The following is a 17786-nucleotide window of genomic DNA, read 5'->3' on the forward strand; positions in this document are numbered from 1 at the left end:
GCTTATAGCCGTGTCTTTCATGTTTAGTGTCATAACCTTATATTATGACCCATTTTTTCTTTAGGCTCAATCTGTATTTGAAACCGAGCCCTCTTTCAGGCTCATTTTGTATTATAAAAGACTTATAAGATAAAAAATAATCAATATATGATATAATAAGAGGAAAAATTAAATCATATATTTCCAAAGTGAGGGCAGGTAAATGCTTGATAAAAAAACAGAAGAAGCCTTAGAGTTTCTTAACTCAATAAAAGATTTTCTTGTTTCAAGCTTTGAACAAGAAAATATAGAAAGTGCTCTTCAAGTTCTCTGTTCAGAAAATGGGTATATTTTAAATGCTGTTGTAGAAATATCGCTTACTTTGATAACCGATATATGTAATGCATTAGAAAGTTTACAAGAAAACCCTATTTATTACACTCCTTTTGATGAGCATATTAAAAAAATTGAAGAGACTCTTAAAGAAATCTATAACGAAAATAGAGTTGTTTTAGATAGTCTACTCATAAATAGTGTTAATCAATTAAAGCAAGAGACTATTTTAGATGAATATGAGTTAGAATCTGAACTTATGATTCCTGAAACTTCTCGTGATTATTTTCATAAAGGTGCTTTCCACTTAAAACAAGATGAATATGAAGAAGCGTTGCAATGTTTCGTACAAGGTGTTGAAGATAATGACGAAGATATTTTTTTGTTCAACAATGCTCTCGGTATTCTGATGTCTCTTTTACATTTAGGCAGAGAAGATGAAGCAGAAGAATGGTACGAAGAGATTTTAGATATGCTTGATGAACAAAATTGTTCTCACATAAGGTTTGATACTCATTTAAAGATAGGTCATACCTACGTTTTGCAAAAGAATTATCTTAAAGCGATTGAACAGTTCTATCTTGCTATAGAATCTTTAAAAAGAGTGTTTTTGCGTGGAGTTCTTATTAATAGTAGTTGTATTGCTGTTGATGCAGACGAAGAACTGCTTATGGATATGTTTTTTGCTCTCGATTACATTGATTATATAGTAGAAAGCATACAGACTGTGCCTAAAACACCTGAAATACAACCAATAAGACAAAAAATACGTGCTGATATTAAGTTTGTAGTTTTACGTATGGAAAAAATCTTGTTACAGGATTTAACAGAAGGTAAAGAGGCATATTCTAAAGAAATTCTCAAAAATAAGATAAAAGAATGTAAACAAGAGATAAAGAAAAACCCTGACGATATTTTTTCATATTTTAATATGGCACAAATTTATAGTTTGTTAGATATGCTTAAAGAGCAAGAGGTTTGTTATGACGCAATCTTAAAAATTGAGCCTAATAATTTTTACGGGTTATACGGTAAAGGAGCACTACTTTCTGATTTTGGTTTTTACAAAGAAGCAGTTTTCTATTTTGACAGGTTGATAGAGGTAAAGCCAGATTGTGAAGATGGTTGGTGGAGCAAAGGTGGGGTGCTTATAGAACTTGGAAAGAGTCTTGAAGCATTAAAATATTTTGAAGAGGCACTACGGATAGACCCTAACTGCTTTGAAGCAACCAATGGGATGGGGTGGGCTTATAAATCCCTTAACAAAACAAGAGAGGCATTAGATTGGTTTGATAAGGCATTAACTATGAACGGAGATTCCAGTGAAGTGTGGAACGTCAAAGGGAGTATACTTAGTAGTTTAGATAGAAAAGACGAGGCACTTGAATGTTATAATAAAGCCCTCGAGATAGACCCTCAAGACGTTTTTATTTTAAATAATAAGAACGGTGTTTTAATAGAACTTGGCAGATATGAAGAAGCCGAAGAATGTATTCAACAGATTATAAAAATAAACCCCAAGCACGCTCCTGCCTACTACAATAAAGCTTGTCTTCGGGTACTAACTAACAACAAAAAAGATGCTTTGCTTAACCTAAAAAAAGCTATAGAGTTGGATAGCAGTTTTAAGGAGTACGCAAAGAAAGATAAAGATTTTAGTAGCATAAAAGATGACAATGATTTTCAAAACCTTCTAAGATAGTGAAGCCCTCAAACTTCGGGATAAACTCGCTCTTAGGCGGAAAAGGAAATGGGGGGAAAAGACAAAGGCAAAGACACAAAAGCCCCCCTCACCTTGCATCCTCTCCCTTAAAGGGAGAGGCAAATAAGGAAAGATTGTCATTGCGAGTGATGAAGGTTGTACTTAGGAGTATTTAGCGGAGGTCCGACCTTCGTTTTACTCAAGTGTAGTGAAAAGTCTCCCCCTATATGTCATTCCGGACTTGATCCGGAATCTCGTTTTTTACTACTACTGTTAAGTGGATTAAGTTAGAGATCCTGAAACAAGTTCAGGATAACAAAGTGGGCTGGGATAAAGATTACTCTCTTAGATTTCTCCCTCAATGTCCTTATTGACACATAGTTTACACTTTATTCTTGGGAAAATGTTTAGTTATTATAATTAAAATATTGCAAAATAGATCGAAATTCGTTATAATAATGAAAAACAGGAGAATAGAAAAATGGGAAATCTTGATAAGCATATTGCCTTAGCAAAAGAAAAACTTGATGCAACGATTGATGCCTATGAAAAAGAAATGTACACAGTGGTTGGCGACCTTGCAACAAAGGTTGTTGAACAGCTTGTTGAAGCAGTTGCGCTAAAAGCAATGAACATTTCGGCGACCATATGTCAAGACATGAGTATTCGCAGAGGAACTTTCCTGAAGAGGTTAATAAGGCTATGAGAAAAATATGGTTTGCGTATGGAGATTTAGGATATGACGGCATAAACGGGAAAAGAGCTAAAACCGTTATGACTAATCTGGAAACAATAATTGAGTTTTTTGAAAAGAAGCTTGCCACAAAACTTAAAGAAAAATGAAAAGCATAATAAGAAAAAAAATAGTCAATGAGCTTTCGAAGATTGAGAAGGTAAAAGCAGTGATTTTATATGGCAGTTTTGCAAGAGGAGAAGCTACTTCAAGATCTGATATAGATATATTTATTATTGCTGATGAAAAAGCAAAGGAAGAAATAGAAGAACGAATCATTTTGCTTGAGACCTCAGCAGGGAGGAGTATACAACCGACAATAAGAACAGAAAAAGAGTTGAAAATAACAGATACCGGCTTATTACAGAACATATTCTATGAGGGAATACTGCTTTATATGAAGGAACCGATTAAATTGTCAGCAGTACTGCTTTTGAAACAAAAGCCCTATATTATTTATACTTTTCAATTGGATAATCTTACCCAGAAAGACAAAACAAAGTTCAACAGACAACTATATGAACAAAAAAGAGGAAAATATCAATACAAAGGACTACTCAAAACGGTTGGAGGAGAAAAACTGTCTGGTGGATGTATAATCGTACCATATTCCCAAAAAGCACGGATAGATAGACTTTTTAAAACGTCTGGAGTTACCTTTCAGTCACTGAATGTCTGGAAATAAAAATGCCGAGGGAGGGAGTCGAACCCTCACAGAAATCACTTTCCGACGGATTTTAAGTCCGTTGCGTCTGCCATTCCGCCACCCCGGCAATTTTTGAAGTAATATATATTATAATACTTTAAGATACTTTTTTCAAGACCGATTAAATTATTTTTAAAAGAAGCAAAAATTAGAAACAGTTTTCAAACAAAATAAGTGTAAAAAACTATTTGAACATATCGTTTATTGTTGAAACTGTCCATTCTACCAATTTATCTCCGCCTTCTGGTCCAATATCTGTGCTTGCAGGTACTGAACCATACCCACCACCTGCAATTGACCTTTTACTTGGTAGATATACACCTTTACACCCAGCTTTCTGTATTAAGAATGTTTGAACTGCTTTACTTAACTCCTGAATACGAATACCGTAGTCAAGGTAGAGTTCAAAAGGGTTGGTAGCAAAAGCTGTTTCACCAATACGTATAGCGTGAACTTGTATGGGCATATCTGTAGAATCTTTCTGTTCTTCAAACCTTGTTTTGACCCTTTCACCTCGTTGGGTCAATCTATATGCTGAACTTATTTTGGTGTACCATCTTGGTTGTTTTTGTATTTCAGGGTTATTTTTAATCTCTGCTAAAAGTCGTTGATATTCTTCTTTCTTTTTGTCTGATTCTTCAAGAGCAGCCTTTACATCCTCTTCTGATATAAGCCTTCGAGGTAAATTGATGGTTTCTTGTTTGTGAAAAAACTCAGGTTCCCAGTCAATCTCTTTTTCTGCGTAAGGGATTATATTATCCACTGCGTTTGCTATTTTTTCAGCTATTTCTGCACGTGGCGGGTTCTGTTCTAAGGCTCTACCTTTAAGTCTCCACATTCGTTCTTCAGCTCTTTTTCCAATTAAAAGGTGAGGTGATTGGTCGCCGCCAGGAGCACATTGCGAAAGTATATATACATTTTCGCCGAACCGTTTTCTTAGTTCTTGGCGAGTTTCGTGCCAAAAGTCTGCAGAAATCATAAATAACGTTTCGGAAACCTGCGAAGGGCAGTTAACATTGACTATGATACCTGTAAGGGTTTTATTGGCATTGTAGGTCATCATAGCAAACAAAGAATGGTCTTCATAACCCTCAACATGGCTAAACTCTTCTGTATTGGATTTCCCATACATTTTACTAGTACCATCTTTGTAAGATAACCTGCGATTTCGTCCAACAACTGCGTGGTCCATACCGTAAGCAATTCCAGATATTTCTCGTTTTTCCCACGCTTCCACAACTGCATTTGCTATTCTTTCTGAAGCAAATTCAACATATTTGGTTGGATGCATAACATCGAATATATCAGAAAACTCTTCCAGACCGTAAGATATTGCACTGGAAGTTGGTGCTGTATGGGTGTGGGTAGCGCTCATAAATATATAGTTAGGGTCAAGTGTAGGGATACGTGATTTTACTAATGTTCTAACCGCATCTCTTAACTCTTCGCTAACTGTTACCAAGTCACAACTTATCATTATAGCGTAATTGTTTGAGTTCTTGTTGTCTGACTCGATAGCAAGAACAGTTGCGGTAATAGGGTCCATAATTCCTTCCGATACTCTTGCGTGGAACTGTCCAGCAATAAAAACTTTTTCGTCTGGGGTAATGTTAGCTTGTGACCAACCAATCTTTATTTTGCCTTTCATTTTTTAATCTCCTATGGTTAAAGATATATTGTTGTTATGAAATTTTATAATATGATTAAGTATAAGAATACCTCTTCTTATAATTTAAGTAGTAGGGTAAAAAAACTTCAAAAAGATTTATTAACCAGTTTGTTTTTAGTTACAACTATCCGAGCAATGGAACATCAAGCCATTCTCCACCTTTCATTGCAGACTGGTGCGCTATTAATCCGGGTATAGTCCATTCAGTTGCTTTTATCACATCAATAGGTGGGGTAGTGTTGTTGTTTAAGGCGTTAATGAAATCTCTTATCATAAAATATTCAGACGTGCCGTGGCCTCCTTTTTTTGCTTCTTCAGGTGCGTTTGGGTCAACAACTTCGCTGGTAATAATTTTCCCGTTGGGCGGTGTTTCGCCGTTGACGTAAAGAAAACCTTCTCCTTGTGGGCGTTTGTTTTCAAGGTGTCCCTCTGTGCCATATAGGGAGTACCATACAAAATGTGGTGAGGCGGGTACTTGGCTACGTAAAATTTTAACTACTGCTCCTTTTTCTGTTTTGAAAAGTCCAACTTCAAAATCAAGGAAACCTGGATGGTCTTTATATTGTGGGAAAGCCTTGAAGCCACTTGTTAAACCGCAACCTTTTACAACCCTGTCGTTCATAAGCATAAGTATTGGTCCGAGAGTGTGGGCACAGTACCAAATTGGAGGACGTTGATGTCTCCAAAAAAAGTTACCGCTATTTTTATCTACAAGAAGGTCGACTATTTGATGTATATATTCGCCTTCTGCGTAAACAATCTCTCCAAGTTTTTCTGAATCAACAATTTTTTTCCATTCCCTTACATAATGAAAGTAACAATAGTTTTCTCCCATCATATATATTTTGCCACTCCGTTTGACAGCGTCAACAACTTGCTGACATTCTTCTACTGTATAAGCAACAGTCTGCTCACAGAGAATATGTTTTCCTGCCTCAAGAGATTTAACTGTCTGTTCTGTATGGAGAGGGATAGGTGTAGAAATCATTACAACATCTATATCTGCATTGACAAAATCATCAAAATTGGTGAACCGTGCTTTATCAGGTATTTTGAACGCATCCCCTACAACTTGAAGTTTTTCTTCATCAATATCGCAAATAGCAGTCAGGGATACCTCAGGATGTGCATCAAATACGTTAACAAAACCTTTACCTCTCGATAAACCAACTATCCCAACTTTCCATTTCTTCATTTTGTCTCCTAATAATTATTATATTTATACGTTTTGTAATTTGAAGATACTTTACTCAGTGGAATCTTTCTTTTCAGCTTTTTTATGAATTAGTTTGAAATTGTCTATATATACTCCATTTAAATTTGTAAATGCTGGTATAACCCTTTCAAGTTTTTTATCTCTTACCTTTAAAGGTATTTTTATCGTAGCAGAATATTGTTTCCATTCAGTTTCGGGCTGTGAGCGAAAATTGAGAGCACCTATGTTTCGGATTTTCCCTTCTTCATCTTTTCCATAGCAGTAAAAATAGAATATGGTAGTAGATTTTTCAGGGGCTTTTGCATAAAAACTTATTTCCATTTCATCACCTTCACTAACATCAATCGCCGATTTTGCCATAAGGTGGCCTTTTAGGTACACACAGTTTTTACCGCTTTGAGCTTGTGAACTGTCTGATATGAGTCGAAATTCACCGTTTTTTGCGGAAGAAGTAGGGTTTAGAGTCCATTTGCTAGGTAGAATTAAAGGCGATTCTGTCTTAAAATCTATGGCAGCTAATCTTTTATGAAGAATATTGTTTTCAGGGACTGTTTCTACGTTTTCGAAATCCCCGTTTAATTCTAAAGGCTCTGCACTATAAAGAACAACAGACAACATAAGTACTGCTAAAATGCTTGCAACTATTGACAACATTTTTCTTTTCATAATTGTTCCTCCTTTTGTTATTTAATCAATACACTTTTGAAAACACATAATACAGCTAAAAGAATAAAAATTGAAGCCCACAAATATTCCTGTTTTAAACCCTCTTTCATATAAAATATTGAGAAAGGTATAAAGACAGATAAGGTGATAACTTCTTGCAGTATTTTTAGTTGTCCTAAACTCATAACCTTATACCCTATACGGTTAGCTGGCACTTGTATAAGATATTCAAAAAGAGCTATGCCCCAACTAACAAAAGCTGCAATAAACCACGGCTTACTTTTAAAATCCTTTAAATGTCCATACCAAGCAAAAGTCATAAATATATTACTTAGTATTAACATTCCCGCTGTTAAGAAAAACTTATGCATAATTAATGGTTTAATAGGTAATTTTATTCTGTTTTTTTGACCACTCGATAAAGGGCAGTAAACATTTATCTCTATCAATCATTATTTTTTTAAGAAGTTTTTTTTCTTTTTTAATATCTATGATCTCGTAAATAACTCTATCATCAAACCCTATATCTTCTGCATCGTTTCTTGTGCATCCATAGTATAATTTTTTTATTCGAGCCCAGAGTATTGCAGAAAGACACATCGGACAAGGTTCACAGGTAGAAAAGATTTCACAGTCACTCAGATCAAACTTGTCAAGAAATTTTGAAGCTTCTCTTATGGCAAGTATTTCCGCATGAGCAGTTGGGTCTTTTGAGGATATAACTCTATTATGAGTTTTAGCAATAACCTTACCATTGTGTGTTATAACAGCTCCAAAAGGACCACCGTTTTGATTTTGTATACCTTTAAACGCTTCTTTAACTGCTACTTCCATAAAAAAACTTCTATCTTCTTTTCTCATATATATTCTAAAAAAAAAAGAACTTAAAAAATTACTCTTTAGTTGCTTTTTTAAGGTTAACTTTAAGATTGTCAATAAAAGCGCCGTCTTTATTGGTAAACGCTATTCTTATGCCGTTCAATTCTTTATTGTTAACTTTTTCTGGTATGCTGAGTTTTCCTGTCTTTTCACTCCACTCAGATTCTGTAGTTGTTTTAAAGAAAAGGCTACCTATACTTGCATATTTACCTTCTGTTTTACCATAACCGTACAAGTAAAAAAATATTTCAGATTTTTCAGGGTTTTTTGCAAAAAAGGTTACTTCTACCTCATCTCCTGCTGAAACCTCAAAAATTGTGGGGGTCATTATATGTCCCTTAAGGTATATGCAATTATTTCCACTTTTAGATTGAGATTTATCTTGTATAAATCTAAATTCTCCATCTTTTGCTGTAGCAGTAAGGTTTAATGTCCATTTAGCGGGTAATATCAAAGGAGATTCAAGTTTAAAGTTAAGCGACTCAGCTCGTTCAATAATAGCTTTTGAAACATATGTGGCTATTTCTTCAAAATCTCCGTTAATGTCAAGTTCTTCAGCGCCTGCAAATTTTCCGAAAACAGACAAAACTAAGCCCAAAACAACAAAAAAGACAAAACCTTTCATATTCCTCAATCTTTTCATTATTTCCTCCTTTTTTAACTTGTTCGTTCTGCCAAACTTGGCTATGTTTTAAGTCGCCTTTAATAATCCCACCACTATCCTTTAAACATCTGCTTTTCTTTATTATACCTGTCAAAAGGTTATTTGTAAAAATATATACTGTAAACGCTCCTTTAAGTTCATTTTTTATTACTATTATCTTCTACTTAATATATCTATTCTATTTTTATCATTAAGGCTTCCGAAACCTCAGAACGGTTATCCCAATTATCTACTGCTACTACTTTGTAATAGTATTCTGTCCCTTTTTTGAGTTTTAGGTCGGTAAAAAATATATCAGTTTCGCTTCCTATAATAGTTTCAGGTCCTACTTTAAAATCTTTATCTTCACCTCGGTATATATTGTAATACCTTATACCTTGCGGAGCAGTAGAAAGTTCCCATTCAATTCTTACATAAGGAGGTGCTATTGTATACCCTCTCCACTCAAGCGGTTCGCCTTCCCCTTTTCTTTCAGATATTTTAACTTTTTGAGGTGTTGAAGGTTTTACAGTGGGAGTGTTATCAAGATTGGTTGGTATAAAAGATAGGTCGTTTGTAATAAGGATATTGTCAAGCGCTATACCTGTATCAGAGGTTGAAAAGACAATTTCAGTTTTGCCCGTGGATAAATCAATGGGGCGTCCTACTATCTCAACCCATCTCCATTCAGACCCTTCCACAGGTAGGTTGCCTATAGTTTTATTACCGATTTTTACTGTAAAACTTCTCTCTCCAACTTCTCCTTGAGGTTGCCAACCAGTAGTATAACTTTCTCGCTCAATTCCAGACATACCTCTTACTCTTGCCATAACCTTCCATCTACCTTTAATAGGGATATTAGTTTTCAGTTTTACTTTCCCTTCCAACCCTTCTTCAAGTTGTTTCTTATAAATAAGTTCAGGGTCAGTTACTGCAACAGCGTAACAGTTGGAAGCGTTTTTTGGCTCAAAAAATGGCACCATAGGGTTTACCAATTGGCTTTCTTCTGGTTGATAAAATAACCTAAACAATCTATTATTTCCAAGAGATACCTCATTTGAAAAGATTCTGCTTTCAAGCCCTGAGTGTTCCACAGAAGTTACAACATAAAACCCTTTTGTCTTGCTTGGCAGTTCATAAAACATCTCTCTTACAGGTTTTGGGTTAAGTTTTGTCCAATTACCTTTACCGCTCTCCTTCGAATAATAGATATTATAACCCATAATTTCTGCGTTATACTGAGGTTTATCCCAAACTAACCGTTTGCTCTTAAACTGCACATTTACAGGTGGTAGAGGATAACGTGCAATTGCTATATAAGCGTCTCCTAATGTTCCATTTGAGTTTTTTAATGCAAGCATAGAGGAAGAATATAACACTTTTGTAAAGTCAGGACTTGGAGTTGGTGCCGGCACGATTAAAGATGCCGCAGTTCTTGCCTCGCCTATGCCAGCCTGTTTCTCTTTTATTATTTCAGCTATTTTCTTGTTTCGTTCATAATAGTCACTATTTTTTATAAAGATAGTCCAGAAGGTATCGTGCCATAAATCTATCATTGCAACAGTTAAACCAGGATAACCTCCTGCCCATACTATTGCATAATCTTTGTTACGTTGAAACTCATTAGGCCAGGATATATGATCCATTCTTGTATAATTGCCAATAAATTTTACTTGATTGGTGTGCGGGCATTGAGTGCTTATTGTTGAACCAAATCCGCTATGTTCTCCGAGAGAACACATATATATACGAGTTCCATCTTCAAGAACAAGTGTAGCTGAGTCACTAAAAGGAGGTTGCCCCGCCGCAAGGTCCCACCATATTAGGCGCCCTCTACTGTATGAACCGGGAGTAATCTCTACCTTTGGGTTGGTTCGAACTCTCAATAGACCTCTTGTATCTTTTATGTTTAATGGGAGCATCCATACTTGATAAGGATTTTCAGGGTCGTTGAAATCTTTTTCTTTGTTAAGTTCAAACGCAAAATATCTGTTGCCATCCTTATCCACTGAATTATGCCAGTTGTCTCCTCCTTTTCCCCACGCTGCACTCATACCTGGATTAACAATATCGTTTTCAGGTTTTTTTGATATACTCTTAATTTTAAAACTTTTAAAATTGTTGCCTTCTGTATCTGAAAGCCCAATTTTCTTTTGATCTTTTGAAATCCATACAAGCGTGTTATGAGTTATTCTTTTTGTATCTTGTCCCCTTCCGCAAGAGGTTGATGGTATAAAGGCTATATCCCATTCAGGAATTGTAGGTAATACTATTTTTTTTGTTTCACCAGTTACCAGATTAAGCATTTCAACTCTTATAGGTGGGTTGTTCTTTCTTGTCCTTATAGTGGCTATCCAGTCTGAAGGGTCAGATGTGTTGGGCAGGTTCTTTTCTTCCCACGGAAAAAGCCACAAAAATCTATTGGGCCACGCTTTTGAAGGTGAACCGTATCTATGTGAGCCGTCGGTTCTCATAATATATCCTGGTCTTCTGTTGCCAACCTGCACATATTTCCCGTTATGACTGAAATCTTGAAACCCAACATAAGAAAGGTTAACCTGTCCATCTTGAGTTATAAGCCAAAGTTCTGTCCCAATAAAGGTATCTTTAAAAATAACCTTACCTGGTCTATCCCAGTTTGGGTTATCGTTAATCGTTTCAAGTTTGTGTAGGGGATGAACAGGGATTTTTGTTGCCCAATTTCGAGGTAAAGAAGTATCACCGAGACGTATAAGTTGCACCTCCTTGATTCTTGTTTCCCCTTTATGGGTGGAGGGGTCGTTATAAATTCTGCGTATACCTAATAACACTGATAGATTTTTCTCACCAAAACCGTCTACATAAAAAGGAAGTTCTACCCATTGATACTCCTCTGAAATACTTATAGATAAAGAAGCAATTCCAACTAAACTTGTTGCACTGGTATTTGCTTTAATCAATGCTTTAAAAAGATAATGTCCAGGAGCAAGACTAACACTTTGAGTGAAGGAGTCGTAGGTTTTTATTGTTGTTATAACAGCTGCTTTCTCTTTTTCGTCATAATAAAATTTAGAATTCCCTCTCAATACCCATCCTTCTGGTAGCCCATTTTTCACTATAGAGAAATCAGGGTTTTTTATAAGAATTACTTCAGAGGTGTAAACTGTATGAACAAAAAAGAATACCAAACTTAAAATAGATAGAAACAATAAATTTTTTTTCATATATTCTCCTATGTTTTCTAACTACCTGTTTCTGCTTGCTTTAGGAAGGGTTGTTGAGTACTCTGGATAAATCCAAAAGGAGAGGAGGATAAGAAGAGTTCTTTTTATACTTTGAGATAACCTTAGTTTATACCTTGCGAAGACTAAAAAAACATCCAGATATAAGACCAACAAAAGTCATAATATTAAAATTAAAACCCACCTTAAAGGTTATATATAGTATAAGTATATCAAGTTTCTCAACGCTCCAAACAGGCGTCAAGTTTGCAGAAACTATTTCGTGTATCTTTCCTGTTACGGGTAAAATTTGAAGTAACAATTCTCCTACTGCTGTCCCAATAAGAGAAAAAAGAAACAAAGTTAAAATAATGTATAGGATTTTCATAAATAATAGTTTAAAATAAGGTACGGTGTTTGTCAAAATTTTATTTAGTTTCTTCTACAAACAACTGGTTTAACAACGTTTTTTTTGAAAAAGAAGTTTAAGAGTGGTATATTAAGAATTAAATGGAGGTAACAAATATGAGCACTGTCGCTATAGATATTGGTAACGGCAGGATAAAGATAGGATACTTTAGGAATAATAGGTTAAAACATTCTAATTTTATATCTACTGGTAGTTTTGAGGACCTTACTTTTGATTCTCAATGGCAGAAAGAGAAGGTTTCAACTGTTGGTATATCTTCTGTTGTCCCAAAGGTTAATAGTGATATCAAGAAAAAAATTGCATATTTTTTTCCAGACGCTAAGATTATGGAGATATCTGTGGAGGATTGTGGTATCCCTTTAAGAATAAAAAACCCTGATACAATTGGGGTTGATAGGGTTGTTAATTGTGTTGCTGCTTTGGAGTTGTTTGGCGGAAATACAGTAGTTGTGGATATGGGGACGGCTATAACAGTGGATATAATTTCAAAAAAAAGAGAGTTTTTGGGTGGTGTTATTATGCCTGGTTATAACTTGTGGGTTAAGAGTCTTTATAACACTGCTATGATAAAGCCCTGTGAAAACTCTGTGCCAAGAATACCTGGTAAAAATACTGGAGAGGCTATTTCTGCTGGAGTAAAGTATGGTTTTTTAGGAGCAATAAATAATATACTTGAAAAGGTGTTTAAAAAGTTTCCAGAAGCAACCCTTCTGCTGACAGGTGGAGATGCAACACGGTTTTGCAGTTCTATACAATATAAAAACCATTTAAATAAGAATTTAACCCTTGAAGGAATAAATTATGTTGTTGCAAGATATACCTGAAAGTATCAAAAACTTGGAAGGGTTTAGGTTTTCAAAAGTTATCAACGGAGAACCAGTCTACTGGTTTGGACAGACAACTTCTACAATGGATATTGTAGATAAACTTCTAAAATTTCCCAATACTGTTATAACTGGAATAATTGTTGCTGACGAACAGACGCAAGGCAGAGGTAGGTATGGTAAAATATGGACTTCTAATATTGGTGGGTTATATTTTTCGTGGTTAATAAAAGCAGAAGACAATCTAACTACTTTTATATCAGAACTTACAACTTTTTCTCTTGTGGAAACCTTAAAATCTTTTAAAATTATTTGCGGTATCAAACTTCCTAATGATATAATATATAAAGGACAAAAAATTTCTGGTATACTTATTGAAAAGAAAGGTGATTTTTACAATATCGGTATTGGAATCAATGTTTCTAATGAAATATCAGATGTGAAACAAGGTGTTTCTATGAGTATGATTTTAGGAAGGAGTGTTGAAAGCAGAGAAGAAGTATTAGGACAATTCATAAACTGTTTTCGAACTTATAAAAAATATTTTTCAGACAACAGAGAATTGTACCTAAAAAAATGGAGTAACTATTTAATAAAATGAGCGAACCTGATTTGCCCAACTACCTTTTGCAGAACTACCTTTTTTATATAATTATACTTATATCTTTTTCTGCATTTTTTTCAGCCTCTGAAACTGCGTTTGTTTCTTTTGGGAAACACCATTTTCAAAAACTTCTTGAAAAAGACGAAAACAAGTCAAAGAGGTTGCAATTCTGGTTTAACGACCCTCAAAGAGTTCTTGCCACTCTACTTGTTGGTAATAATATAGTTAACATTCTTGCTGCTGTTATATTATCAATGGTTTCTTATCAAAGATGGCCTAATATGCATCCGATAATCATAACCTTGATTTTAACTTTCTTTATCCTTATTTTTGGAGAAATAACTCCAAAAAGTTTTGGGAAAAAATACTCTGAGACTATCGCTTACCATTTTTCTCCTATTATTCGCCTGTTCTGTTGTCTCTTTTCTCCAGTTATCCGCTTGCTACTCTTATTTTCACGAGGATTTGTAAGAATTTTTGGGCTAAAATTGGAATCTCTTTTTCCTGTATTAACTGAAGATGATGTTAGAGCAATGATAATTGCAGGTGAAGAAGATGGTGTTATAGAAGAAGAAGAAAAGAATATGATTGACAGTATATTTAGTTTGGGTGATACCCTTGTAAAAGAGATAATGATACCCAGGGTCAATATTATAGCCATTCAACATAACGAGCCGATAAAAGAAATATTTGGGAAAATAGCCAAAGAGGGACATTCTAGGTTACCTGTTTATAAAGAAAATCTTGATAAAATTATGGGAATTGTTTATGTTAAAGATATTATAGCTCACGCTTTTGATGATTTTGGAGGACAGAAAGAGAAAGTTGCAGAAAACTTTATGAGAGAAGCATACTTTATTCCAGAAACAAAAAAAGTTGGAGACCTTTTAAAAGAACTTCAAGGGAAAAAAACTCAAATGGCTATTGTTGTTGATGAGTATGGAGGTACATCTGGCTTAATTACTATGGAAGACCTTGTTGAGGAGATAGTAGGAGAAATTTCAGATGAATATGCTAAAGAGATAAAAGAGTTGGTACACCTTGCTGATGGAAGTTTTCTTGTTTACGGTGGAATGGAGATAGAGAAAGTAAACGATGAGATTGGGCTTGAGTTGCCAGAAGGTGAGTTTGAAACAATAGCCGGTTTTGTGTTGGAGCATTTTGGCAAATTCCCTATAAAAGGGGAGGGGTTTGTTTATGGTTCACACGAGTTTATAGTCAACGATGCAGACCACAAAAAAGTTAGACTTGTTAGAATAAAAAAAGTAAAAAACGAAGAAAATAACGATGTTTCAATTAACACAAAGTAAGATGTATGGAGTGAGTCTTCAGTAAACATTGTTCAGAGCAGATAGTCTGTTAGGTAAAAGTATAGAAATACTAAGGATAAAAGATGAGACTCCCCTTATATGCCATTCCAGACTTGATCCGGAACCTCGTTTTTTACGTTATGATACTACCGGCGTGGGTCAGGTTAGAGGGAAAAAAGTATGGGGCGTTATTTACTCACTCCCTCTCTTTGCCTTCTTCCCTTGAGGGAGAAGGATCAAGGATGAGGGGGGCCTTACTACCTACGGTTTATAAAGACGAAGGTCAGACCTCCGAAAAGGGCGCCGAGGATCGACCTTCATTAGTGGAAAAGGAATGGAAAGAAAGATTAATATGGGGATGGTCTACTAATATTCATTAAATGGTTTTGTTACATTTTAATATAAAATTTTATATCAAAAATTTAGGTATAGCAGTAGAAAGGTTTTCAAGTTTAAAAAGTTTGTTCCTTTAGAATAACTATTTCCTTTCTCTTAAAAAAATAATGAGTTCAAAAAAAATATTTACAGCAATATCTCTTGTTTCTCTTGGTACGTTAATTTCTCGTTTTTTTGGTCTTGGGCGAGAGGTTGTGACTGCAAGTTTCTTTGGGACAACAGCAATATATGACGCCTTCCTTCTTGCGTTTATGATACCGAATTTTTTTAGAGGGTTATTGGCTGAGGGTGCGTTGAACGCAGCTTTTATCCCAGTTTTTACTGAATATACAACTGTATATAAAGATAAAAATAAGAGTTTAGAAGTTTTTCAGATATGTTTTACAATTTCTATTTTACTTACTTCTATTCTTTTTATTTTAACGTTACTTGCGAGTTATTTTGCTACAAGTTTTATTTCAGAGTCTGCTAAATGGTTTTGGGTATGGACTCTATTAAGGTTCACCTTTCCTTATCTTATCTTTATTTCTCTTACAGCGTTAAATATGGGTGTTTTGAATGTATATAAATCTTTTTTTATTCCATCGTTATCTCCTGTAGTTCTTGATATTTTCTGGGTGGGAGCCCTTTTTCTTCTTATGCCTTTTATGGGTAAAACTCTTGAAGAGAAAATCTTTGGGCTTTGTATTGGTGTTGTTTTAGGAGGGTTTGGGCAATTTGTGTTTACTCTTATTCCAGTAATGAAAAGAGGTTATAGAGTAAAGTTTAATTTTAATTTTAAGCATCCTGCTATAAAAAAGATTGGGAGACTTCTTGCTCCTGTTATAATAGGGATGGCTGTTGGACCTATAAACCTTTTAATTGACAATTCTATGGCTAACCTTCTGTATGAAGGAGCTGTTTCGGGATTATGGTATAGCACAAGAGTTTACCAGTTACCGCTTGGTATTTTTGCTATCTCTATATCTACAGCGATTCTACCTTGGCTTTCGGAAGATATCTCTTCAAAGAATTATGAAGGTTTTGATTCTAACCTAAAATTTTCATTAAAACTATTAATGTTTCTTATGCTCCCTTTTACTTTTGGTCTTATTATGCTGCGAACAGAAATTATAACTTTTCTCTTCTCCCGAGGTCTTTTTAGTAGCGAATCAGTTATGCTTGCAGCAGGTCCACTTGCATATTATTCATTAGGTCTGGCGGGGTATGGCGGTATTTCAGTTCTTATTAGGGCGTTCTATTCTTGTGGTGATACTGTTACCCCTGTTAGGATAGGAGTTCTTACCATTTTTGCAAACGTATGTTTTAATGCACTTTTTATGAAGTTTTTAGGTCATAACGGTATAGCTCTTTCGACGTCTTTGGTAGGTACAGGGAATTTCCTTTTATTGATATACCTCTTTAATAAAAAGCATTTTAAGATTAAATTTGAAGAATTTGGGTACTTTATTTTGAAGGTTTTAATTGTATCTGCTATAATGGGTTTCATACTTTTAGCATATAAAACATTTTTAAAAAATAGTCTTACATTACCTGTTCTGCTTTTTTCTGCTATAATAATATCTACTTTATTTTATTTACTCTGTTTTAGAAAAGCAGTTTTAAAATGGGTAGATTTTTATTTACAAAGAAGGAGAGTTTAAGAATGACAACTATTTTAATTCTTTTTATTGTCTTTTTTTCTATTATACTTCACGAGTTTTCTCACGGTTATATTGCTTACCTAAATGGAGATGATACAGCAAAAAATATGGGAAGGCTTACTTTTAACCCTTTGCCCCATATAGACCCTGTGAACACTATATTGTTACCATTAATGCTTATTGTGCTCAACTCTCCTATTATTATAGGAATGGCTAAACCTGTGCCAGTAAACCCTTTTAATTTTAGAGATTATGATAGAGGTATGCTAAACGTAGGATTGGCAGGACCTGTTAGCAATATAATTTTTGGTTCTATACTCGCATTTAGTTCAAGATTTCTTGGATATGGTTTTATAAAAGACGTGGTTCTTTGGGCTGGGCAGATAAATTTTATACTTGCTTTCTTTAACCTTATCCCAATACCTCCACTTGATGGTTCAAGGGTTGTAAGTTTTTTCCTTCCGCAAAGTGTAAGGTATAAGTATGACCAGTTAGAAAGATACGGAATTATAATTGTTATTCTTTTTCTTTTAGCGGGTGGGCATATATGGCTATTTCCGCTAACAAAAAAAATAGTCTATGCTATCGCAGGATTTTAAAAGGGGGAATAGTAATCAAGGTTTTTAGATTTTTTGCCTACCTGCTTTACCATCCTGGACGTCCAATTTTACCTTCCTGAACTTGTTTCAGGATCTCTCACTTAATCCGTTTCGATAGCAGGTACAACGTGAAAAAACGAGATTCCGGATCAAGTCCGGAATGACATATAGGGGGAGACTTTTCACTACACTTGAGTAAAACGAAGGTCGGACCTCCGCTAAATACTCCGAAGTACAGCCTTCATCACTCGCAA

The 17786-nt window shown here is 34.9% G+C and carries 17 protein-coding genes and 1 tRNA gene; 9 read left to right on the forward strand and 9 right to left on the reverse strand.

Features of this window, described 5'->3' with window-relative positions; genetic code table 11:
- The first annotated feature begins 202 nt into the window (after positions 1-202).
- The 4 genes from M0P98_06860 to M0P98_06875 all read left to right on the forward strand — a co-directional run bounded on the left by M0P98_06860 (position 203) and on the right by M0P98_06875 (position 3432).
- Positions 203-2014, forward strand: a complete 1812-nt coding sequence (locus M0P98_06860; GenBank protein ID MCK9266582.1) for a tetratricopeptide repeat protein — start codon at positions 203-205, stop codon at positions 2012-2014.
- A gap of 481 nt (positions 2015-2495) precedes the next feature.
- A complete protein-coding gene (locus M0P98_06865) occupies positions 2496-2720 on the forward strand; it encodes a hypothetical protein (protein ID MCK9266583.1) in 225 nt (74 codons plus the stop codon).
- Entirely contained in the window at positions 2717-2857 is a 141-nt protein-coding gene (locus M0P98_06870; GenBank protein ID MCK9266584.1) for a hypothetical protein, read from the forward strand. Before M0P98_06865 ends, M0P98_06870 begins: the two co-directional genes overlap by 4 nt.
- Complete coding sequence (locus M0P98_06875; GenBank protein ID MCK9266585.1) at positions 2854-3432, forward strand: nucleotidyltransferase domain-containing protein; 579 nt, start codon at positions 2854-2856, stop codon at positions 3430-3432. The genes M0P98_06870 and M0P98_06875 overlap by 4 nt, the downstream gene beginning before the upstream one ends.
- A 3-nt stretch (positions 3433-3435) precedes the next feature.
- On the opposite strand, the gene M0P98_06880 is transcribed toward M0P98_06875, so the two are convergent.
- The 9 genes from M0P98_06880 to M0P98_06920 all read right to left on the reverse strand — a co-directional run bounded on the left by M0P98_06880 (position 3436) and on the right by M0P98_06920 (position 12114).
- Positions 3436-3520 (reverse strand) — tRNA-Leu (locus M0P98_06880).
- Positions 3521-3637: 117 nt separating this feature from the next.
- Positions 3638-5101, reverse strand: a complete 1464-nt coding sequence (locus tag M0P98_06885; GenBank protein ID MCK9266586.1) for a hypothetical protein — start codon at positions 5099-5101, stop codon at positions 3638-3640.
- A 145-nt stretch (positions 5102-5246) separates the two neighbouring features.
- The gene (locus M0P98_06890; protein ID MCK9266587.1) at positions 5247-6317 is read right to left on the reverse strand and encodes a Gfo/Idh/MocA family oxidoreductase; all 1071 of its coding nucleotides are present in this window, start codon (positions 6315-6317) and stop codon (positions 5247-5249) included.
- Positions 6318-6368: 51 nt separating this feature from the next.
- Positions 6369-7004, reverse strand: coding sequence for a carbohydrate binding domain-containing protein (locus M0P98_06895; protein ID MCK9266588.1), 636 nt, complete (start codon positions 7002-7004; stop codon positions 6369-6371).
- A 17-nt stretch (positions 7005-7021) separates the two neighbouring features.
- Positions 7022-7375 (reverse strand): DMT family protein, encoded by a 354-nt coding sequence (locus M0P98_06900; GenBank protein MCK9266589.1) that lies wholly within the window; start codon positions 7373-7375, stop codon positions 7022-7024.
- Between the two features lie 10 nt (positions 7376-7385).
- Positions 7386-7865 carry a nucleoside deaminase gene (locus M0P98_06905; GenBank protein MCK9266590.1) on the reverse strand — a complete coding sequence of 160 codons (480 nt, stop codon included), beginning with the start codon at positions 7863-7865 and terminating at the stop codon, positions 7386-7388.
- A gap of 31 nt (positions 7866-7896) precedes the next feature.
- Positions 7897-8526, reverse strand: a complete 630-nt coding sequence (locus tag M0P98_06910; GenBank protein MCK9266591.1) for a hypothetical protein — start codon at positions 8524-8526, stop codon at positions 7897-7899.
- Positions 8527-8720: 194 nt separating this feature from the next.
- A complete protein-coding gene (locus M0P98_06915; protein MCK9266592.1) occupies positions 8721-11729 on the reverse strand; it encodes a hypothetical protein in 3009 nt (1002 codons plus the stop codon).
- Positions 11730-11856: 127 nt separating this feature from the next.
- A complete protein-coding gene (locus M0P98_06920) occupies positions 11857-12114 on the reverse strand; it encodes a hypothetical protein (protein ID MCK9266593.1) in 258 nt (85 codons plus the stop codon).
- Positions 12115-12251: 137 nt separating this feature from the next.
- On the opposite strand from M0P98_06920, the gene M0P98_06925 reads away from it, so the two are divergent.
- From M0P98_06925 to M0P98_06945, 5 genes are all read left to right on the forward strand, one after another.
- Positions 12252-12980, forward strand: coding sequence for a type III pantothenate kinase (locus tag M0P98_06925; GenBank protein MCK9266594.1), 729 nt, complete (start codon positions 12252-12254; stop codon positions 12978-12980).
- Positions 12958-13581, forward strand: a complete 624-nt coding sequence (locus M0P98_06930; protein MCK9266595.1) for a biotin--[acetyl-CoA-carboxylase] ligase — start codon at positions 12958-12960, stop codon at positions 13579-13581. The genes M0P98_06925 and M0P98_06930 overlap by 23 nt, the downstream gene beginning before the upstream one ends.
- The gene (locus M0P98_06935) at positions 13578-14894 is read left to right on the forward strand and encodes a hemolysin family protein (protein MCK9266596.1); all 1317 of its coding nucleotides are present in this window, start codon (positions 13578-13580) and stop codon (positions 14892-14894) included. Before M0P98_06930 ends, M0P98_06935 begins: the two co-directional genes overlap by 4 nt.
- A 503-nt stretch (positions 14895-15397) precedes the next feature.
- Positions 15398-16933 carry a murein biosynthesis integral membrane protein MurJ gene (gene murJ, locus M0P98_06940; protein MCK9266597.1) on the forward strand — a complete coding sequence of 512 codons (1536 nt, stop codon included), beginning with the start codon at positions 15398-15400 and terminating at the stop codon, positions 16931-16933.
- Positions 16934-16935: 2 nt separating this feature from the next.
- Entirely contained in the window at positions 16936-17532 is a 597-nt protein-coding gene (locus M0P98_06945; GenBank protein MCK9266598.1) for a site-2 protease family protein, read from the forward strand.
- Positions 17533-17786 lie beyond the last annotated feature (254 nt).

The organism is bacterium, from assembly GCA_023230585.1.
Taxonomy (GTDB): domain Bacteria; phylum Ratteibacteria; class UBA8468; order B48-G9; family JAFGKM01; genus JALNXB01.